This is a genomic window from Roseomonas acroporae, from assembly GCF_023223525.1.
Classification (GTDB): domain Bacteria; phylum Pseudomonadota; class Alphaproteobacteria; order Acetobacterales; family Acetobacteraceae; genus Roseomonas_E; species Roseomonas_E acroporae.
This window is the reverse complement of sequence record NZ_JALPRX010000086.1, coordinates 1-19060: the sequence shown is the minus strand read 5'-3', so window position 1 is coordinate 19060 and position 19060 is coordinate 1. Positions and strand designations below refer to the sequence as shown.

General features: G+C 74.6%; 16 protein-coding genes. 10 read left to right on the top strand and 6 right to left on the bottom strand.

Annotated features, from left to right (window positions below):
• Window positions 1-127: 127 nt before the first annotated feature.
• The 3 genes from M0638_RS19045 to tsaE are packed head-to-tail and all read right to left on the bottom strand — an operon-like array spanning window position 128 to window position 2546.
• Entirely contained in the window at window positions 128-895 is a 768-nt protein-coding gene (locus M0638_RS19045; protein WP_248668592.1) for a nucleotidyltransferase family protein, read from the bottom strand.
• A complete protein-coding gene (locus M0638_RS19040; RefSeq protein ID WP_248668591.1) occupies window positions 892-2001 on the bottom strand; it encodes an aminoglycoside phosphotransferase family protein in 1110 nt (369 codons plus the stop codon). The genes M0638_RS19045 and M0638_RS19040 overlap by 4 nt, the downstream gene beginning before the upstream one ends.
• An 8-nt stretch (window positions 2002-2009) precedes the next feature.
• Window positions 2010-2546, bottom strand: a complete 537-nt coding sequence (gene tsaE / locus M0638_RS19035) for a tRNA (adenosine(37)-N6)-threonylcarbamoyltransferase complex ATPase subunit type 1 TsaE (protein ID WP_248668590.1) — start codon at window positions 2544-2546, stop codon at window positions 2010-2012.
• Between the two features lie 267 nt (window positions 2547-2813).
• Here tsaE and M0638_RS19030 point away from each other — a divergent pair, with 267 nt between their 5' ends.
• Window positions 2814-3848, top strand: a complete 1035-nt coding sequence (locus M0638_RS19030; protein ID WP_248668589.1) for an NAD(P)/FAD-dependent oxidoreductase — start codon at window positions 2814-2816, stop codon at window positions 3846-3848.
• A 136-nt stretch (window positions 3849-3984) separates the two neighbouring features.
• Here the strand turns inward: M0638_RS19030 and M0638_RS19025 are convergent, their stop codons facing one another.
• A complete protein-coding gene (locus M0638_RS19025; RefSeq protein WP_248668588.1) occupies window positions 3985-4353 on the bottom strand; it encodes a hypothetical protein in 369 nt (122 codons plus the stop codon).
• A gap of 182 nt (window positions 4354-4535) precedes the next feature.
• Between M0638_RS19025 and M0638_RS19020 the strand changes: the two genes are divergently transcribed.
• Complete coding sequence (locus M0638_RS19020; RefSeq protein ID WP_248668587.1) at window positions 4536-5000, top strand: hypothetical protein; 465 nt, start codon at window positions 4536-4538, stop codon at window positions 4998-5000.
• Between the two features lie 55 nt (window positions 5001-5055).
• Here the strand turns inward: M0638_RS19020 and M0638_RS19015 are convergent, their stop codons facing one another.
• The gene (locus M0638_RS19015) at window positions 5056-5550 is read right to left on the bottom strand and encodes a nucleoside deaminase (RefSeq protein WP_248668586.1); all 495 of its coding nucleotides are present in this window, start codon (window positions 5548-5550) and stop codon (window positions 5056-5058) included.
• 226 nt (window positions 5551-5776) lie between these two features.
• On the opposite strand from M0638_RS19015, the gene M0638_RS19010 reads away from it, so the two are divergent.
• From M0638_RS19010 to M0638_RS18990, 5 genes are all read left to right on the top strand, one after another.
• Window positions 5777-6676 (top strand): glycine--tRNA ligase subunit alpha, encoded by a 900-nt coding sequence (locus tag M0638_RS19010; RefSeq protein WP_248668585.1) that lies wholly within the window; start codon window positions 5777-5779, stop codon window positions 6674-6676.
• 165 nt (window positions 6677-6841) lie between these two features.
• Window positions 6842-9013 carry a glycine--tRNA ligase subunit beta gene (gene glyS / locus M0638_RS19005; protein ID WP_248668584.1) on the top strand — a complete coding sequence of 724 codons (2172 nt, stop codon included), beginning with the start codon at window positions 6842-6844 and terminating at the stop codon, window positions 9011-9013.
• A 62-nt stretch (window positions 9014-9075) separates the two neighbouring features.
• Entirely contained in the window at window positions 9076-11751 is a 2676-nt protein-coding gene (ppdK, locus tag M0638_RS19000) for a pyruvate, phosphate dikinase (protein ID WP_248668583.1), read from the top strand.
• Window positions 11752-11866: 115 nt separating this feature from the next.
• Window positions 11867-12961, top strand: coding sequence for a glycosyltransferase family 4 protein (locus tag M0638_RS18995; protein WP_248668582.1), 1095 nt, complete (start codon window positions 11867-11869; stop codon window positions 12959-12961).
• A 141-nt stretch (window positions 12962-13102) separates the two neighbouring features.
• Entirely contained in the window at window positions 13103-14071 is a 969-nt protein-coding gene (locus M0638_RS18990; RefSeq protein WP_248668581.1) for a Bug family tripartite tricarboxylate transporter substrate binding protein, read from the top strand.
• A 24-nt stretch (window positions 14072-14095) separates the two neighbouring features.
• On the opposite strand, the gene M0638_RS18985 is transcribed toward M0638_RS18990, so the two are convergent.
• Window positions 14096-14347, bottom strand: coding sequence for a hypothetical protein (locus M0638_RS18985; protein ID WP_248668580.1), 252 nt, complete (start codon window positions 14345-14347; stop codon window positions 14096-14098).
• Window positions 14348-14590: 243 nt separating this feature from the next.
• On the opposite strand from M0638_RS18985, the gene M0638_RS18980 reads away from it, so the two are divergent.
• The 3 genes from M0638_RS18980 to M0638_RS18970 all read left to right on the top strand — a co-directional run bounded on the left by M0638_RS18980 (window position 14591) and on the right by M0638_RS18970 (window position 18824).
• Window positions 14591-15619, top strand: a complete 1029-nt coding sequence (locus M0638_RS18980; protein ID WP_282572160.1) for a glycosyltransferase family 2 protein — start codon at window positions 14591-14593, stop codon at window positions 15617-15619.
• Window positions 15620-15622: 3 nt separating this feature from the next.
• Window positions 15623-16339 carry a methyltransferase domain-containing protein gene (locus M0638_RS18975; protein ID WP_248668579.1) on the top strand — a complete coding sequence of 239 codons (717 nt, stop codon included), beginning with the start codon at window positions 15623-15625 and terminating at the stop codon, window positions 16337-16339.
• Between the two features lie 319 nt (window positions 16340-16658).
• Window positions 16659-18824, top strand: a complete 2166-nt coding sequence (locus tag M0638_RS18970; protein ID WP_248668578.1) for a DUF6311 domain-containing protein — start codon at window positions 16659-16661, stop codon at window positions 18822-18824.
• Window positions 18825-19060 lie beyond the last annotated feature (236 nt).

The window sequence follows — 19060 nt, the reverse complement described above, 5'->3', positions numbered from 1 at the left end:
CCGCGCCGCCGGAACGCGGGCGGCCGGATGGAACCGGCCGCCGCGTCGCCACGCCGCCCCGGCGCGGCCCCGCATCGGGCATCCGGCGGGGGCGGGCCGGGGATGCGGGCCGGGCCGGGGGAGAAGTTCAGAACTGCGCCTTGACCAGCCCGGAGCGCAGCGACGCCTCCGCCCTGTCGAGATCGGGCGGGGTGGACAGATGGAACCATACGCCGTCATGCACCAGCCCGAAGAGGCGGCCCGCCTCGATGGCGCGGTCGTAGAGGCGGTTCAGGCTGAACTTCCCCGCCGCCGCCTCTCCGGAGGCCGCGCCCTCCGCGTCCGGCCCGAACAGGGCGGGAGCGAGGATCTGCACGCCGGCGAAGACATAGGGCGCGATCTCGCGCTCGCGCGGCCGTCGCGCGGCGCCGAGCGGGTCCAGCAGGAAGTCGCCGCGCCCGGTCTCGCCATCCACCTGCGCGGCGCGGACCAGCAGCAGCAGCGCGTCCATGCGCGCCGGGTCGAAGGCGGCGGCGAGGCGGCGCAGCGCCGGGGTGGGGCCGTCCAGCCAGTAGGCGTCGCCGTTGACCGCTGCGAAGGGCGCGTCGCCCAGGAGGGGCAGGGCGCGCAGCACGCCGCCGCCGGTCTCCAGCGGCACCTCCTCGTACTGCAGCACGGTCGCCGGCCCTTCCTCCGCGTCGGCGCGCCGCGCCAGGGCGGCCTCGATCTGGTCGGCATGCCAGTGCGCGTTCACCACCACCCGGGCGATGCCCGCCGCCTCCAGCCGGTCCAGCGCGCAGTCGAGCAGGCTGCGGCCGCCGAGCCGCAGCAGCGCCTTGGGGGTGTCGTCGGTCAACGGCCGCATGCGGGTGGCGAGGCCGGCGGCCAGCACCATGGCGTGGCGGGGCTGGATCATGGGGCGTTTCCCTCTTTGGGGAGCGGATCGGGGGGGAGCGGATCGGGGGGGAGCGGATCGGGGGGGAGCGGATCGGGGGGAAGCGGACCGGGGGGAAGCGGACCGGGGAGGAGATCGGACGGGACCGGGTCGGGGTTGCGGCGCAGGGCGGCCGGCACCTCGGCGTCGAGGAAGGCGGCGAGCGGCGCGGCGGCGGGATGGCGCAGCGCGCGGTCGAGCAGCGCCCAGCAGCGTGGCCCGTGGCGCAGGTAGCGGGGCTTGCCGTCGCGCCGCTCGAGCCGCACCCAGAGCGACGCGACGCGCAGGTGCCGCACCGCCGCGTGCGCGGCCATGGCGGCGGCGAAATCCGCCGTGTCCAGGCCGGGGCTGCCCTCGGCGTAACGGGCGATGGCGGCCTCGCGCACCGCCGCCGGCACGTCGCGCCTCGCATCCTCGACCAGCGAGACGAGGTCGTAGGCGGGATGGCCGAGCGCCGCGTCCTGGAAGTCCAGGATGCCGGTGCGACGGGGCCCGTCGCGGCCTTCGAGGCGCATCAGGTTGGCGGGGAAGTAGTCGCGGTGCACCAGCGCGGCGCCCGGGAAGGGGGCGAGCATGTCGCGCACCGCCGCCAGGAAGCCGGCGCGCCGCGCGGCGGAGGGCGGGGCACCGAAGGCGGCGGGCCACCACCAGTCGAGGAAGGTGCCGGCGGCGGCGCTGGCCATGGCGGCGCCGTCCCAGGCCGGCAGGCCGGGCGGCGGCGGCGCGGCGTGCAGCGCGGCCAGGGTCTCGGCGGCCTCCAGGTAGAGCGGCAGCGGGTCGGCGCCGGCGTCGAGCAGCGCGGCGTGGGTGGCGTCGCCGAAATCCTCCAGCAGCAGCAGGCCGGCCGCGGCGTCCGCCGCCAGGATGCGCGGCGCCGACAGCTCGATCGAGGCGATGTGGCCGCCGATGCGCAGGAACGGGCGGACATCCTCCGGTGGCGGTGCGTCCATGAGCAGCGCCGCCGGCTGGCCGGGCGCCGCCGGGTGCAGCCGGACGTAGCGGCGGAAGCTGGCATCGGCGGGCAGCGGCTCGCGCCGCGCCCGGCCATAGCCGTGCGCGGCGAGGAAGTCGTCGGGGTCGCGTCGCATGCGGTCCTTCATGCGCTCCTTGCCGCGCCGGGCGTCCCGCCGGATGTCCCGCCGGATGTCCCGCTGGCCGCCGGGGCATCGAGCAGGGCGGGCAGGCGATCCGGCCAGCCGGACAGGGTGGCGAGCCGGGCATCCGGGTCGGCGGGCAGCGGGGCGAGGGTGATGGCGAGGGCGTCTGCCGGGCGGAGCGGGCCGAGCCGGTCCGGCCATTCCACCAGCACGATGCCCTCGCGCGCCTCCTCCCAGCCCAGCTCGGCCATCTCGTCGGGGCCGGCGAGGCGGTAGAGGTCGAGGTGGTGGGCCGCGCTCCCGGCCGGGCCGCCGGGCAGGGCATAGCCCTGGACCAGGGTGAAGGACGGGGAGGGCACCTCCAGCGCCGGGTCGCCGGCCAGGGCCCGCAGCAGGGCGCGGGCGAACTCGCTCTTGCCGGCGCCCAGCGGGCCGTCGAGCAGCACGGCGTCGCCCGGCCGCAGCATCGACGCGCAGCGCGCCGCGAGGCGGTGCGTGGCGGCGAGGTCGGGCAAGGTCACGGTCGTCGCATCCATCCCCGAATCTGTCCCATGGGGCGCGCGCGGCGGCGCGGCGGATGGCCCCGCCGTCCCCGCGCCTCCATTCCGGCTATGATCCCCGCCCCATCTCCCCTATGAGGCGCCGTTCGCGCAAGGGGCCGGATGCCGCCGCGCGCGCATGCCGGGCCGGCGCCCCCCGCGCGCCGCGGCCGGCTCCCAGTCCTGGACTTCAGGTTCGGGCCCGCGGGTCCGGACCGGGCCGCGGCGCGGGGCGCGCGGCGGCCGAACCGAGTGGAGCAGCCCATGACCCAGACCTCGATCGAGACCGACGTCGCCGTGATCGGCGCCGGTCCCGCCGGCCTGTTCGCGGTGTTCGAGTGCGGGATGCTGCGGATGAAATGCGTGGTGATCGACGCGCTGGACGCGGTCGGCGGCCAGTGCAGCGCGCTCTATCCGGAGAAGCCGATCTACGACATCCCGGCGCATCCTGCGATCGACGCCGGCGCGCTGATCGAGCGGCTGGAGGCGCAGGCGGCCCCCTTCACGCCGCTCTACCTGCTCGGGCGTCGGGTGGAGACGCTGGCGCGCGAGGGGGAGGGGCCGGAGGGGCGCCTCGTGCTCGGCACCTCGGGTGGCGACGTGGTGCGGGCCAGGGCGGTGATCATCGCCGCCGGCGCCGGCGCCTTCGGGCCGAACCGGCCGCCGCTGGAGGGGCTGGCGGGCTACGAGGCGGGCGGCGCGGTGCGCTACCTGGTGGCGCGCCGCGAGGAGTACCGCGGCAAGCGGGTGGTGATCGCCGGCGGCGGCGACTCGGCGGTGGACTGGGCGCTGTCGCTGAAGGAGGTGGCGGCGAAGGTGACGGTGGTGCACCGCCGGCCGAAATTCCGCGCCGCCCCGGAAAGCGCGGCCCGCCTGGACGCGGCGGCGGCGCGCGGCGAGGTGGAACTGGCGATCCCGTACCAGCTGCACGGGCTGGAGGGGGACGGCACCAGCCTCACCGCCGTGGTGCTGGCGACCCTGAAGGGCGAGACGAAGGCCGTGCCGGCCGACGTGCTGCTGCCCTTCTACGGGCTATCGACCGAGCTGGGTCCGGTCGCGGAGTGGGGGCTCGGCCTGGACCGGCACCACGTCGCGGTGGAACCCGCCACCTGTGCCACCAGCATGGACGGGGTCTACGCGATCGGCGACATCGCGACCTATCCGGGCAAGCTGAAGCTGATCCTCCAGGGCTTCTCGGAGGCGGCGATGGCCGCGCACGCCATCCACCCGCGCGTCTTCCCGGGCGAGGCGCTGCACTTCGAGTATTCCACCAGCAAGGGCGTGCCCGGCGGCCACTGAGCCCGGCGAGGGGCCTTACCGCGCGCACCGATCGGGCAGCCCGGAGCGCCGCCCGATCCTCCCACCGCAAGCGCGCCGCGGGCGCGTCCGCCCGACGGCGGTGCGCCCGGCAAGGATCCGCCCGACGGCGATCCGCTCAGATCCGCTGGCCGCCTTCCTGGGTCAGCAGGTCGGCGACGCGGTGGGCGTCGGCGGGGGTGGCCTGCACCTCGACCACGGCGCCGTCGTCGTCCGTGGTGATCTCCGCGCGGCGACGGTCCAGCGGGCCTTCGCGCACCACCTTCTCCACGGCCAGCTTGGCGGCCTCCCTGTCCGGGAAACGGGCGGCGACCGGCGAGGTGGCGCCCTCCGGCTGCGAGCCGGCGGCGTGCATCATGTCGGCGGGATCGACGGCCCGGCTGCCGGCGGCGGCGGTGGCGGAGGAGGGGTCGCTGGCGGGGAAGGTATCGACCACGGCGGTCTCGACCTTCTGCTCCGCGGACCTGGTCGACTTGTGATCGGACATGGCGTTCGCCTTTCCTGGCTGCTGCCCGGGGCAACGCGGCAGGCATCGCAGGGTTCGCCCGATCGCGGCGCCAGGGGCGCGGCGCCAGGGTCGCGGTGCCAGGGTCGCGGCGCCGGAACGGTGCCGGTCCGTAAGCAGGCCTTGCCAGGGTGCGCGGTATGGCGATGCGACGGGCAGCGGGCATGGGGACATCCGGGGCGGCGCCGGTCGCGGGAAGCCGCCTCGGCGCCACCCTGACGGCGATCCCGGCGGCCTATCTGGCCGGTGCCCTCGCCTTCGCCTGCTTGGTGACGGAGCCGGCGGCCTGGCCGGCCGGGATAGTGGCCCTCTTCCTGGCCGCCCTGGTCGGCGGACACGTCATGCTGATCGTCGTGGCGCCGCTGGTCGCGCTCGCCTGCTGGGCAACGGACGCGCTGCTGCGGCGGCTGCGCCGCACCGGGCTGCGCGACCACGCGGTGGCCGGCGTGCTGGCCGGCGGCGTGGCGATGCTGCTGCCGGCCGTCCTGTTCCGGCTGGCCGGGGCGTCGGACATCACGCCGGACGTGGCGGCGGGTTTCCTGGTGGTGGGGATGGCGGGCGGTCTGGCGGGCGGGGCGACCTACTGGGCGGTGCGCCGGCCGGACCGCCCGCCCGCGCCGCCTCGATGACGGCTCCCGGATCCGTCCGTCCGGCCGGCAAGGAAGCAGACCGCCGGGTGACGCGTCAGGCCCCGGGACCGGACCCTGCCCGGGCCGCCCAGCGCTCCAGCACCGCGACCGCCTCGGCATCGAGCATCTGGCTGGCGCGGTCGCGGCCCGGAGTCGCGGCGGCTGCCCGGATCGCGGCCGGGGTGATGGCGGGGCGCAGCCCGGCGGGCAGGGCGGCGAGGGCGCGCTCCGACTGGTCGAGCGAGGCGGCGTAGTGGAAGGTGCCGATCCCGGCGATCGCCATCGCCGCCGCGCAGAGCGCGCAGGGCTCGCAGGAGGTGTAGAGCTCGCAGCCGGCGAGGTCGGTGCATCGCAGGCGACGGCAGGCGTCGCGGATCGCCTCGATCTCGCCGTGCGCGGTGGGATCGTGGTGCGCGGCGGCGCGGTTGAAGCCCTCGCCGACGATCGCGCCGTCGCGCACCACCACGGCGCCGAAGGGCTCGCTGCCGGGATGGTCGAGCGCCCGGGCCGAGAGGGCGATGGCCCGGCGCATGAAGCGTTCCTCGTACACAGCATCCTCCTTCGCGCCCGACCATCCTCGGCCGGAGCGGTCCGGGCTGCCAGTCCCAGGATCAGGGCCGGGGGTGTGGGCCCGGTTGGCACGGATCCGGGGGCGAAAGGAGCGCATCGGTTGCACGTCCGGACGGCTTGCCTTGCCCAGGCCACGGGCATCCCCTTATGCTGCACCGCACACCCGGTCCCTTGACCGGTTCCGTTGGTCGGGGTTCCTGCCGCGCATGAGCACACGAGGGAAGCCGCCGAGCTTCCAGGACATCATCCTGCGACTGCACAACTTCTGGTCGGAGCAGGGCTGCGTCATCCTGCAGCCCTACGACATGGAGATGGGGGCGGGCACCTTCCACCCGGCGACCACGCTGCGTGCCCTGGGCCCGCAGCCCTGGCGCGCCGCCTACGTGCAGCCTTCCCGCCGCCCCTCCGACGGGCGCTACGGCGAGAACCCGAACCGGCTCGGCCACTACTACCAGTACCAGGTGATCCTGAAGCCCGGCCCCGCCGACCCGCAGGGCCTGCTGGTGGAAAGCTACCGCCGTCTCGGCATCGACCCGCTCGAGCACGACATCCGCTTCGTCGAGGACGACTGGGAGAGCCCCACGCTCGGCGCCTGGGGCCTCGGCTGGGAGGTGTGGTGCGACGGGATGGAGGTGACGCAGTTCACCTACTTCCAGCAGGTCGGCGGCATCCCCTGCGAGGTGCCGGCGGTGGAGCTGACCTACGGGCTGGAACGCCTCGCCATGTACATCCAGGGCGTGGAGCGGGTCTACGACCTCGACTTCAACGGCCGGGGCGTCACCTACGGCGACGTGTTCCTGCGCGCCGAGCGCGAGTACAGCGCCTACAGCTTCGAGCATGCCGATACCGGCCTGCTGTTCCGCCACTTCGAGGACGCGGAGCGCGAATGCGCCGCGCTGGTGGGGCGGGGCCTCGCCCTGCCGGCCTATGACCAGTGCATCAAGGCCAGCCACAGCTTCAACCTGCTGGATGCGCGCGGCGCCATCAGCGTGACCGAGCGCGCCGCCTTCATCGGCCGCGTGCGGGCGCTGGCGAAGCGCTGCTGCGAGGCCTGGGTGGCGGGCGGCGGCAGCGGGTCGCCGGCCGGATCGGCCCCGCGGCCTTGAGGCGTCGCGGGCCACGCCGGCCGCGCCAGGGCCGGCCACCGGAGCGGATCCTCGCCGGGCGGAGCCGGGCCGGCGCTTTTCCCGGGCGGACCACGCCGCTGAATTGTACCCTGAGTTGTACAAGGGCAATGACCTTGCCCGTATCGGTAAGAAGCCTGCATCCCGATGCCTGAACTCCTGCTGGAACTCTTCTCCGAGGAAATCCCGGCCCGCATGCAGGCGCGGGCGGCGGACGACCTCGCGCGGCTGCTGACCGAGGCGCTGAAGCCGGCCGGCCTCGCGCCCGAGGCGGTGCGCACCCTGTACGGCCCGCGCCGCATCGCGCTGATCGCCGTGCTGCCCGCCGCGACGCCGGCCGTGGAGGAGGAGCGGCGCGGCCCGCGCGCCGACGCCACCGGCCCGGCGCTGGAGGGCTTCCTCCGGGCCACCGGCCTGACGCGCGAGGAGCTGGAGGCGCGCGACACCGGCAAGGGCGCCTATCTCTACGCCGTGATCCGCCGGCCCGGCCGACCCACCGCCGCGCTGCTGGCCGAGACGCTGCCCGGGCTGCTGCGCCGCTTTCCCTGGCCGAAGTCGATGCGCTGGGGCGATGGCGGCAGCTTCGCCTGGGTGCGGCCGCTGCGCCGCATCCTCTGCCTGTTCGACGGCGAGGTGGTGCGCTTCGGGCTGCGCCAGATGGAAGCCGGCCGGGATGACGACGGGCACGGCCTGGTCCCGGGCGACGAGACCGAGGGGCATCGCGTGCACGCGCCCGGCGCCTTCGCGGTGCGCCATGCCGAGGACTACCTCGCCGCCCTGGCCGGGCGCTACGTGGTGCCGGATGCGGGCAGGCGCATCGCCGCGATCCGCGAGGGCGTGGCCGCGCTCGCCGCCGACGAGGAGCTGGAGGTGGTTCCCGACGAGGGGCTGCTGGCCGAGGTGGCCGGCCTCGTGGAATGGCCGGTGCCGCTGCTCGGGCGCATCGACGACGCCTTCATGGACCTGCCGCCCGAGGTGATGCGCACCACCATGCGGGTGAACCAGCGCTACTTCGCGCTGCGCCATCCGGATGGCCGCGCCGCGCCGCGCTTCGCGCTGGTGGCCAACATCGTGCCCGCCGATGGCGGCGCCGCGATCGTGGCGGGCAACGAGCGCGTGCTGCGCGCCCGCCTCTCCGACGCCCGCTTCTTCTGGGACAACGACCGTCGCGAGACGCTCGAGTCACGCCTGCCGAGGCTGGACACGGTGGTGTTCCACGCGAAGCTCGGCACGCAGGGCGAGCGCGTGCGCCGGCTGGAGGCGCTGGCCGCGACGATCGCGCCGATGGTGGGCGCCGACCCCGCGCTGGCGGCGCGCGCGGCGAAGCTGGCCAAGGCCGATCTCGCCTCGGGCATGGTGGGCGAGTTCCCCGAATTGCAGGGCGTGATGGGCGGCTACTACGCCCGCGCCGACGGCGAGGAGGCGCGCGTGGCCGAGGCCGTGACCGCGCACTACCGGCCGCTCGGGCCGGGCGACGCGGTGCCGGCCGAGCCGGTCGCGGTGGCGGTGGCGCTGGCCGACAAGCTCGACCAGCTCGTCGGCTTCTTCCGCGCCGGCGAGCCGCCGACCGGCTCGGGCGACCCCTACGCGCTGCGCCGGGCGGCGCTCGGCGTGATCCGCATCATCCGCGAGAACGGGCTGCGCCTCGACCTCTTCGCGGTGGCGGACGCGGCCTACGAGGGCGTGGTGGCGCTGGCGGCGCCGGCTTCCTCGCTGGCAGGCCAGGGCGGCGCCGACGCCTGGTGGAAGCGCGGCGTGGCGCTGCTGGCCGAGGACCGGCCCGGCGTGGTGGACGACGTGGTGGGCTTCATCAAGGACCGGCTGCGCGTGCAGCTCCGAGCCGAGGGGGCGCGGCACGACATCGTGGCCGCCGTGCTCGACGCCGAGGAGCGCGACGACGACCTCGTGCGCGTGCTGGCGCGCGCCGAGGCGGTGCGCCGCTTCCTCGGCACCGAGGACGGCGCGAACCTGATCGCCGCCTACCGCCGCGCCGCCAACATCCTGCGCATCGAGGAGAAGCGCGACGGGCGCAGCTTCGCGCCGGGCGGCGATGCCGGGCTGCTGCGCCTGCCCGAGGAGCGGGCGCTGGCGACGGCGCTGGACGCGGCCTCGGCCGCGGTGAAGGAGGCGGCCGCGCGCGAGGATTTCACCGCCGCGATGGATGCGATGGCGGCGCTGCGCGTCCCGGTCGACGCGTTCTTCGACCGCGTCATCGTCAACGACGCCGACCCGGCGCTCCGGGTGAACCGCCTGCGACTGCTCTCGCGACTGCGCGCCGCCATGGACGCCGTCGCCGACTTCTCGAAGATCGAAGGCTGAGGTCGCCGCACCGGGCGGGCCGCGCGCCCGCCCGGACGGCGCGACAGGGGAAGGGATCCCGGATGACCCACCAGTGGGTGTACAGCTTCGGTGCCGGCCGCAACGAGGGGCGCGCCGACATGCGCAACCTGCTCGGCGGCAAGGGCGCCAACCTGGCCGAGATGGCCTCGATCGGCCTGCCCGTGCCGCCCGGCTTCACCATCACCACCGAGGTCTGCACAGCCTTCTACGACAACGACCGCAACTACCCGGCCGAGCTGAAGCCGCAGGTGGACGCGGCGCTGGCGCGCGTCGAGGAGGCGGTCGGCAACAAGTTCGGCGATCCGGCGAAGCCGCTGCTGGTCTCGGTCCGCTCCGGCGCCCGCGTCTCCATGCCGGGCATGATGGACACGGTGCTGAACCTCGGCCTCAACGACACCACGGTGGCGGGGCTGGAGAAGGCCTCGGGCGATGCGCGCTTCGCCTGGGACAGCTACCGGCGCTTCATCCAGATGTACGGCTCGGTGGTGCTCGGCGTCGACCATCACCGCTTCGAGGAGATCATCGAGGAGGCGAAGCTCGAGAAGGCCGTCTCCGAGGACACGGCGCTCGACGCCGATGACTGGCGGCACGTCGTCGCCAGCTACAAGGCGATGGTGGCCGAGGTCACCGGCAAGCCCTTCCCGATGGACCCGGCCGAGCAGCTCTGGGGCGCGATCGGCGCCGTGTTCGGCTCCTGGATGAACCCGCGCGCCAACACCTACCGGCGCCTGAACGACATCCCGGCGAGCTGGGGCACCGCGGTCAACGTGCAGGCCATGGTGTTCGGCAACATGGGCGAGGACTGCGCCACGGGCGTGTGCTTCACGCGCGACCCCTCGACCGGCGAGAACGTGTTCTACGGCGAGTTCCTGGTGAACGCGCAGGGCGAGGACGTGGTGGCGGGCATCCGCACGCCGCAGCCGCTCTCCAAGGCGCGCGCCAAGGTGGGCGAGATCTCGATGGAGGAGGCGCTGCCCGGCGCCTACGCCGAGCTCTGCAAGGTGCGCGAGACGCTGGAGCGCCACTACGCGGACATGCAGGACATCGAGTTCACGGTGCAGCAGAACAAGCTGTACATGCTGCAGACGCGCAACGGCAAGCGCACCGCCGCCGCCTCGCTCCGCATCGCGGTCGACATGGCGAACGAGGCGCTGATCGACCGCAGGGAGGCGGTCAAGCGCGTCTCGCCCGGCTCGCTCGACCAGCTCCTGCACCCGACGCTCGACCCCAAGGCGCCGCGCAAGCTGCTCTCCAAGGGCCTGCCGGCCTCGCCGGGCGCCGCCTGCGGCATCGTCGTGTTCTCGGCCGACGAGGCCGAGGCGCGCGCGGCCAAGGGCGAGGCGGTGATCCTGGTGCGCATCGAGACCAGCCCCGAGGACATCCACGGCATGCACGCCGCCAAGGGCATCCTCACCACGCGCGGCGGCATGACCAGCCACGCCGCGGTGGTGGCGCGCGGCATGGGCCGGCCCTGCGTCGCGGGCGCAGGCGGGGTCGCGGTGGACTACAACTCGCAGCAGCTCTCGGCCGGCGGCGTGGTGGTGCGCGGCGGCGAGACCATCACGCTCGACGGCGCGACGGGCGAGGTGTTCGTGGGCACCGTCGCGATGATCGAGCCGCAGCTCTCGGGCGACTTCGCGACGCTGATGGGCTGGGCCGACGAGGTGCGCCGACTCAAGGTGCGCGCCAACGCCGAGACGCCGATGGACGCCGACACGGCGCGCAAGTTCGGCGCCGAGGGCATCGGCCTCTGTCGCACCGAGCACATGTTCTTCGACCCCGAGCGCATCGGCGCCGTGCGGCAGATGATCATGGCAGAGACCGAGGAGGGGCGGCGCGACGCCATCGCCCGGCTGCTGCCCTTCCAGCGCAAGGACTTCGTCGAGCTGTTCCGCATCATGGCGGGGCTGCCGGTGACGATCCGCCTGCTCGACCCGCCGCTGCACGAATTCCTCCCCCACAAGGAGGAGGAGCTGGCGGAGCTGGCGGAGAGCCTGGGCGTGGACGTCGAGGCGATGCGCCGGCGCGCCGACGACCTCAAGGAGGCCAACCCGATGCTCGGGCATCGCGGCTGCCGCCTCGGCATCACCTATCCCGAGATCTACGAGATGCAGGCGCGCGCCATCTTCGAGGCGGCGGTCGAGATCGGCAAGGAGAGCGGCAAGGCGCTGGTGCCCGAGATCATGATCCCGCTCGTCGGCATGGTGCGCGAGCTGGAGGTGACGCGGGCGCAGGTGGACAAGGTGGCCAAGGCCGTGTTCGCCGAGACCGGCACCACCATCGAATACCTGGTCGGCACCATGATCGAGCTGCCGCGCGCGGCGCTGATCGCCGACAAGATCGCCGAGGTGGGCGACTTCTTCTCCTTCGGCACCAACGACCTGACGCAGACCGTGTTCGGCCTCTCGCGCGACGATGCCGGCAAGTTCCTGCCGACCTACGTCGAGAAGGGCATCCTGCCGAAGGACCCGTTCGTCTCGCTCGACGTGGATGGCGTCGGCGCGCTGGTCGAGATCGCCGCCGAGAAGGGGCGGGCGACCAAGCCCGGCCTCAAGCTCGGCATCTGCGGCGAGCATGGCGGCGACCCGGCCTCGATCCAGTTCTGCGAGAAGGCCGGGCTCGACTACGTCTCCTGCTCGCCCTACCGCGTGCCCGTGGCGCGGCTGGCCGCGGCGCAGGCGGCGCTGTCGGGCGGCGGGGTCGACCGCACCGCATGAGCCACGCCGTGCCGGCGCGCCCCGGCGACGCGCCGGGCGCCCGGCGCGGGGCGGGGCGTCCGGGTTGAGCGCGTCCGGGTCACCGGCGGGCGGCCCGCCCCGGCGGGTCGCCATCGTGCTGCCGCCGAAGGAGGGCTTCTCCGAGGGGCGTGCCGGGGCGATCGCGCTGATCGTGCGCGACCTCGCCGCCGCCAGCCCGCCCGGCTGGCAGACCACGGTGCTGGGGGCGGCTTCCGACTCGCCTCCCTATCCGGGCCTGCGCTTCCTGCCGGTGCGGCCGGGGCCGCTGCTGCGCCTGCTCGGCAGCAACGCCGCCTATGCGGCGGCGGCGCTGCGGGCGCTGCGCCGGGATCGCCCGGACGTGGTGGAGGTGCACAACCGGCCGGACGTGGCGCTGCGCCTCGCGCGCGGGCTGCCGGGCGTGCCGGTGGTGCTGGTGCTGCACAACGACCCGCGCGGCATGCGCCGGGCGCGGACGCCGGACGAACGGCGGGCGCTGCTCGGGCGGCTCGGCGCCGTGTGCTGCGTCTCGGGCCACATCCTCGATCGGCTGACCGGCGATCTCGCAGCCGGCGGAACGGGCGCGCCGCCGGGGCGGGCGCTGGTGATGCACAACGGGCTGCGCCTCGACACGCTGCCGCCGCCGTCGGCGGAGCGCGGGAAGGTGCTGCTCTTCGTCGGGCGGCTCGCGGCGGACAAGGGCGCGGACACCTTCGTGCGCGCCTGCGCCCTGGCGCTGCCCGACATGCCCGGCTGGCGCGCCGCGGTCATCGGCGCCGACCGCTTCCGCGCCGACAGCCCGGAGACGCCCTTCACCGCCGCGCTGCGGCCGCTGGCGGCGTCGGCGGGGATCGACATGCTGGGCTTCCGCAACAATGCGGAGACGCTGGCGGCGCTTTCGCGCGCGGCCGTGGCGGCGGTGCCGAGCCGCTGGCACGACCCCTATCCGCGCGTGGCGCAGGAGGCGCTGGCCTGCGGCGCGGTGCTGGTGACGACGCGGCGCGGCGGGCTGCCGGAACTGGCGGGCGACGCGGCGGTCTACGTGGACCACGAGGACCCGGCCTCGCTGGCGGCGGCGTTCCGGCGGCTCGCGGGGGATCCGGCGCTGCGGGCGGCGCTCTCGGCGCGGGGGCGCGCACGGGCGGCGGGCTTCGAGCTGGGCGCGGTGGTGGGGCGCTGGACGTCGCTGCGGGAGAGCCTGCTCGGCTGAGGCGGCGGCGAGACCCGGCATCGGGGATGGCGGCGCCCCCCGCCGGACCGGCCCCGGCGGATCGCGGGAGCCGGATGGGCGGCCTCCCCGGCGACCGCCGAAGCTGCCATCCTGCCTGCCAACAGGAAGGGATGGGCGTCCATGCAACGACGGGGACTCGCCGCCGCGCTGGCGCTGCTCGCGGCCGTGCGGCCGGGGCAGGCGCAGGAGGCGTGGCCGCAGCGCACGGTGACGCTGGTCGTGCCCTACGCGCCGGGCGGCTCGAACGACGTGGTGGCGCGGCTGCTGGCGCCGGGCCTGCAGGCCGCCTACGGCCGCTCCTTCGTGGTGGAGAACCGCACCGGCGCCGGCGGGGCGATCGGCATGGCGCAGGTGGCGCGGGCGCGGCCGGACTCGCACCTGCTGCTGGTCTCCTCCGCCTCCAACCACGTCTTCAACCACCTCGTGGTGCCGGACCAGGGCTACGACCCGCGCGAGGCGCTGGTGGCGATGTCCATGCTGGTGGACGTGCCGAACGCGCTGGCGGTGCATCCCTCGGTCGGCGTCGCCGATCTCGCCGGGCTGCTGGCGAAGCTGCGCACGACGCCGGGCGGCGTGAGCTTCGCCTCCAGCGGCGTCGGCAGCAGCAACCACCTGGCGGGGGAGCTGTTCCGGCTGCGCGCCGGGGTGCCGCTGAACCACGTGCCCTATCGCGGCGGCGGCCCGGCGCTGACCGACCTGATCGCCGGCACGGTGCCGATCGCCTTCCTCAACCTGCCGACCCTGCTGCCGGCGCACGAGGCCGGGCAGGTCCGTATCCTGGGCGTCGGCAGCCGCGCGCGGCTGCGCAGCCGGCCGGAACTGCCCACCATCGCCGAGGGCGGCGTGCCGGACTACGAGGTGCGCTCCTGGACCGGGCTGTTCGCGCCGCGCGGCACGCCGCAGCCGGTGCTGGAGCGCATGGCGGCGGAGACCAGGCGGCTGCTGGAGGAGCCGGCGATGCAGGCGCGGCTCGCCGAGCTGGGCTCGGACAGCCTGTGGATGGACCCGGACGCGACCGACGCCTATGTGCGCGCGGAATTCGACCGCTGGGGGCCGATCGTGCGGCAGGCCGGGGTGACCAACAACTGAGGCGGGCCCGTGCGGCGCCCCGTTCTACCGCTTGTCCTGCGACCGGTCCTGCGGCGCGGTGCCCCGCGACGCCTTGCGCGACACCATGACGCGGCCGAGCATCTCATGGGCCCAGTGGCGGATCTGGGCGAGCTGCTCCTCGCCGGCCGGGACGGCCACGTCCTCGGCCTCCTCCGCCGCGCCGGCGACGAAGGAAAGCATCCCGACCACCTCCTCCAGGGAGGCCTGCGGAAGCTGGGCGATCAGCGCGGCGACGGACATTTCGAGCACGAGCATGCGCGCTTCATGGTCGGTAAGTTCCGCCACGATACTCCTGACCGGCATCTGCACACGTCCAGCGATCAATTGTGGTCCAATCGTGCCACTTTTGAGGGGCATCGTCCAATTCCTCGGTCACCGCACGGTGTCGAAGCGGAGGGCTGACTCTCGCCGCCGACGCGCGGCCGAGGCGCGCCGGGGCGGTTGCCGCCCCTGGGGGATTATGCCAAAGCCCCGCTGCCGCGCCGCCAACAAGATGTGATGCCGCCAATCCCGCCCGATCCCGTCGCGACGGTCGCCGACGCGCCCGTCCCGACCATGCCCGCCGAGGCCCGCCCACGGCCGGCCGACCCGCTGCTGACCCTCGTCGTGCCGGTGCTCAACGAGGAGCAGGCGGTGCCGCTGTTCCTGGACGCGGTGGTCGCGGTGCTGGAGGGCGCCGGGCTGCGCTTCGAGCTGCTGTTCGTCGATGACGGCTCGACGGACGGCACCGTCGCGCTGCTGGCGCGGCTCGCCGCCGCGGACCGGCGGATCCGGGTCGTGGCGCTGTCGCGCAATTTCGGCAAGGAGGCGGCGATGAGCGCCGGCCTCGACCGGGCGCGCGGCGACGCGGTGGTGCTGATCGACGTCGACCTGCAGGACCCGCCGGAGCTGATCCCCACCCTGGTCGCGCGCTGGCGCGAGGGCTACGAGGTGGTCTACGGCAGCCGCGCCGACCGCAGCAGCGACACCGCCCTCAAGCGCATGACCGCCGGCTGGTTCTACGGCGCGTTCAACCGCGTGGCCAACACGCGCATCCCGCCCGACGCCGGGGATTTCCGCCTCGTGGACCGGGCCGTGGTCGAGGCGCTGCGGCGGCTGCCGGAGCGGGGGCGCTTCATGAAGGGGCTGTTCGCCTGGGTCGGCTTCCGCACGGTCGGCGTGCCCTTCGAGCGCGCGGAGCGGGCGGCGGGCGAAAGCAAGTGGAACTACTGGCGGCTGTGGAATTTCGCGCTGGACGGCATCACGAGCTTCTCCACCGTGCCGCTGCGCGTCTGGACCTATCTCGGCGCCGTCATCGCGCTGCTCTCCTTCCTCTACGCCATGTTCATCGTGGTGCGCGTGCTGGTGCTCGGCATCGACCTGCCCGGCTATCCCTCGATGATGGCGGTGCTGCTGTTCCTCGGCGGCGTGCAGCTCCTCTCGCTCGGCGTGATCGGCGAGTATCTCGGCCGGCTCTTCGTCGAGGTGAAGGGGCGGCCGCTCTACCTGGTGGCGCGCGAGATCGGTCCGCCCGACACGGAGCATTGAGACTTGGACCTCAGGGAATCCGACATCCTGGGCGACGCCATCGGCGCGCACTGGTACTACCGCGCCAAGTACGCGGCGCTGGCGCGGCTGACCGCCGATCTCTCGCCCGGCTCGCTGCTCGATGTCGGCGCGGGCTCCGGCTTCTTCGCGCGCCAGTTGCTGCGGCACACGGCGCTGGCCGAGGCGGTCTGCGTCGACCCGAACTACCCGGACGACCACGACGAGCAGGAGGCGGGCAAGCCGATCCGCTTCCGCCGGCAGGTCGGGCGGAGCGAGGCCGGGCTGCTGCTGATGATGGACGTGCTGGAGCACGTCCCGGACGATGTCGGCCTCGCCGCCGAGTACTTCGCCAAGCTGCCCGCCGGCGCGCGCTGCGTGGTGACGGTGCCGGCCTTCGAGTGGCTGTGGAGCGGGCACGACGTGTTCCTCGGCCACGAGCGCCGCTACACCCTGAAGCAGATCGAGGACGTGCTGCGCCGCGCGGGCTTCGTCGTGGAGCGGGGCGCCTACTACTTCGCCTCGATCCTGCCGCTGGTGGCCGGGGTGCGGCTCGGCGGCAAGGTGCTGGGCAAGGACGAGGCGGCGCCGAAAAGCAGCCTCCGGCAACACGGCGCGCTGAGCAACGCGGCGCTGGAGGCGGTCTGCCGCGCCGAGCTGCCCTGGTTCCCCTACAACCGGGCCGGCGGCCTCTCCGCCTTCGTGCGGGCGCGCAAGGACTGACGCCGCCCCGCGCGGGCCCCGGCTCGCGCGGACCGGCATGGCGCGCGGGCCCGTCCGGAGGGGCGGGCCCCGGCCGCGCGCCGGACCGGTGAATCGCGCCGGTCCGCGCCGGCGCTGACCGGTACGGGCCGGCCCGCGGGAATCCCGATCACGCCGGCCAGGGGACCGCGCGCGGGCGCGGCGGGCACGCCGGGGCCGGAGAGGGGGCGGGCAGGGGGCCGGCCCGCCGCATGACGGGCAGTTCCGTGCGGGCCGACGCGGCAGGACGCCGCGGGGTGGCCGGCACGATGTCAGCAGGGGGATCAACTTGATCGAGCCGATGCGTTCAGCCGCGCCCCGGGCCGGCATGGAGCCGCAGCCACCCGGGATCACCGCTCTCGGCGCCGCGCTCGCGGTGCTGATGGGCTTCGGCGCCTTCGTGGCGATCGGCGGCCTCGCGATCCTCGATCCGGCGCGCACCGGCTGGCTCAACCAGGGCGACCCGTCGACCTACGTGCTCGCCTGGCGCTTCTTCGTGCAGTCGCCCTGGCACTTCCCGCCGGGCGCCAACCCGGATTACGGGCTGGAGCTCGGCTCCTCGATCTACAATGCCGACATCATCCCGATCCTGGCGATGCCGCTGAAGGCGCTGTCGGGCGTGCTGCCGCTGCCGCAGTATCTCGGCCTGTGGGTGCTGCTGTGCTTCCTGCTGCAGGCGCTCGGCGGCTGGCTGCTGATGGGGCAGGCGACCACGCGGCCGCTGCCGCGGCTGCTCGGCACCGGGCTGCTGGTCGCGGCACCGGTCTTCCTGTTCCGGATCGGCGGCCATTACGCGCTCTCCTCGCACTGGCTGATCCTGTTCGCGCTGTGGCTGGCGGTGGCGCCGCCCTGGCGCCGCCAGGGGGTGCTCTGGGTCGGGCTGCTGGTGCTGGCGGCCGGCATCCACTCCTACATCCTGGTGATGGTGGCGGCGCTGTGGGGGGCGGACCTGCTGCGCCGGCTGCTCCTCGGCCGCTCCTGGGGCGCCACGCTCGCGGAGGCGGCCTGCGGCGTCCTCGGCGTGTTCCTGCTGCTGTGGCTGAGCGGCTTCTTCCTGATCGGCACCGGCTACACCTCGGCCGGCTACGGCGAGTACCGCTTCAACCTGCTGGCCCTGCTGCACCCGGATGGCTGGTCGCGGCTGCTGCCGCCGATCCCGCTCGGCACCACCCTGACCGAGTCGCCGGTCTTCCCCGGCCTCGGCGGCCTCGTGGCCTGGGCGGCGGCGCTGGTGGCGCTGCTCGTCGGCCGGCGCGGCAGGCGTCCGGCCCTTTCCTGGCAGTACGTGCCGCTGCTGCTGGTGCTGCTGGGGTTGCTGGCCTTCGCCGTCACCTACCGCCCCAGCATCGGCACCTTCGAGCGCTGGCTGCCCTTCCCGCCCTGGGCGCTGCGGATCGCCAACGTGCTGCGCAGCGCCGCGCGCTTCGTCTGGCCGATGCTGTACCTGCTGACGATGCTGGCCGTGCTGGTGCTGGTGCGCCGCTGGGGCAGCCGGGCGGCCTCGGCGGTGCTGGCGGCGGCGCTGGCCCTGCAGGTGTGGGACACCAGCCCGGGCTGGCTGCCGCTGCGCAACCGCTACCTCGCGGCGCCGGCGCAGTGGAATCTGGCGCCCGGGGCGCCGTTCTGGGGCGCCGTCCTGCCGCACTACCGGCGCATCCGCCGGCTGCCGCCGCAGATGGATGCGGCCGGCTGGTCGCGCATCGCGACGCTCGCGGCGGATCACCGCCTCGGCCTCGACATGGTGTACCTGGCGCGCTGGGACCTCGGGAACATGGAGGCGCTGCGCCGCGAGGCCGAGTCCATGGTGGCGAACGGGCGCTTCGACCCGGAGACGGTCTACATCCTCGGCAACCCGGCCTTCGCCGCCTCGGTGCTGCTCGGGCTCGACCCGGCGGGCGACGACCTGCTGGTGCAGGTGGACGGCTTCTACGTGCTGGCGCCGGGCGGGAAGCGCTTCGTGCCCGACCCCGCCGCGGTCGGCGCGGTGCCGATCCGGCCGGAGCAGGTCCTGCCGGCGCTGCGCATCGGCGAGACGCTGCGCACGGTGAGCGGCGAGAGCGGCACCGGGGCGCTCTCGGTCGGCTGGTCGCGGCCCGAGTCGACGCATACCTGGAACGACGGCAAGCATGCCGAGATCGTGCTGCGACTGCCGGCGGACCTGCCGGAGCGGGTGGGCCTGCGCATCACCGGCATGTTCTTCCTGCCGCCGCGCTGGGAGCACCAGCGGCTGATCTTCTCGGTCGGCGGCCACGAGATCGGGCGCTTCACCGGCAGCGGCGCGATCCGGGAGATGGACCATGTGATGGTCCTGCCGCGCGACCGGCTGATGCCGATTCCGGGCGGCTACCTGCTGCGGCTCGGCTGCGAATTCCCGGACGCGGTGCGGCCGATCGACGCGCAGGTGAACGCCGACGACCGGGCGCTGGCGCTGGGGATCAAGTCGATCGGGCTGGTGGAGACGCCCTGAGGGGGCGCCCTGAGGGGCCGTGCGGCCGGCTCGGGGGCATCGGGGCGCTGCCCCGAGCCCCGGCAGGGGGGCGTCGCCCTCTCCCGTACCTCTCCCACCAAAGGACGAAGCCCCTTTCGGCAGAGACATCCGGGTTGTTGAAACACCCGCGAGCAAACGAAGAGAGGTGCAGGAGGGCCTCGCCCTCCTGCCGGATGGGTTCCAGGGAAGGCAGCGCCTTCCCTGGCCGGAGGGGT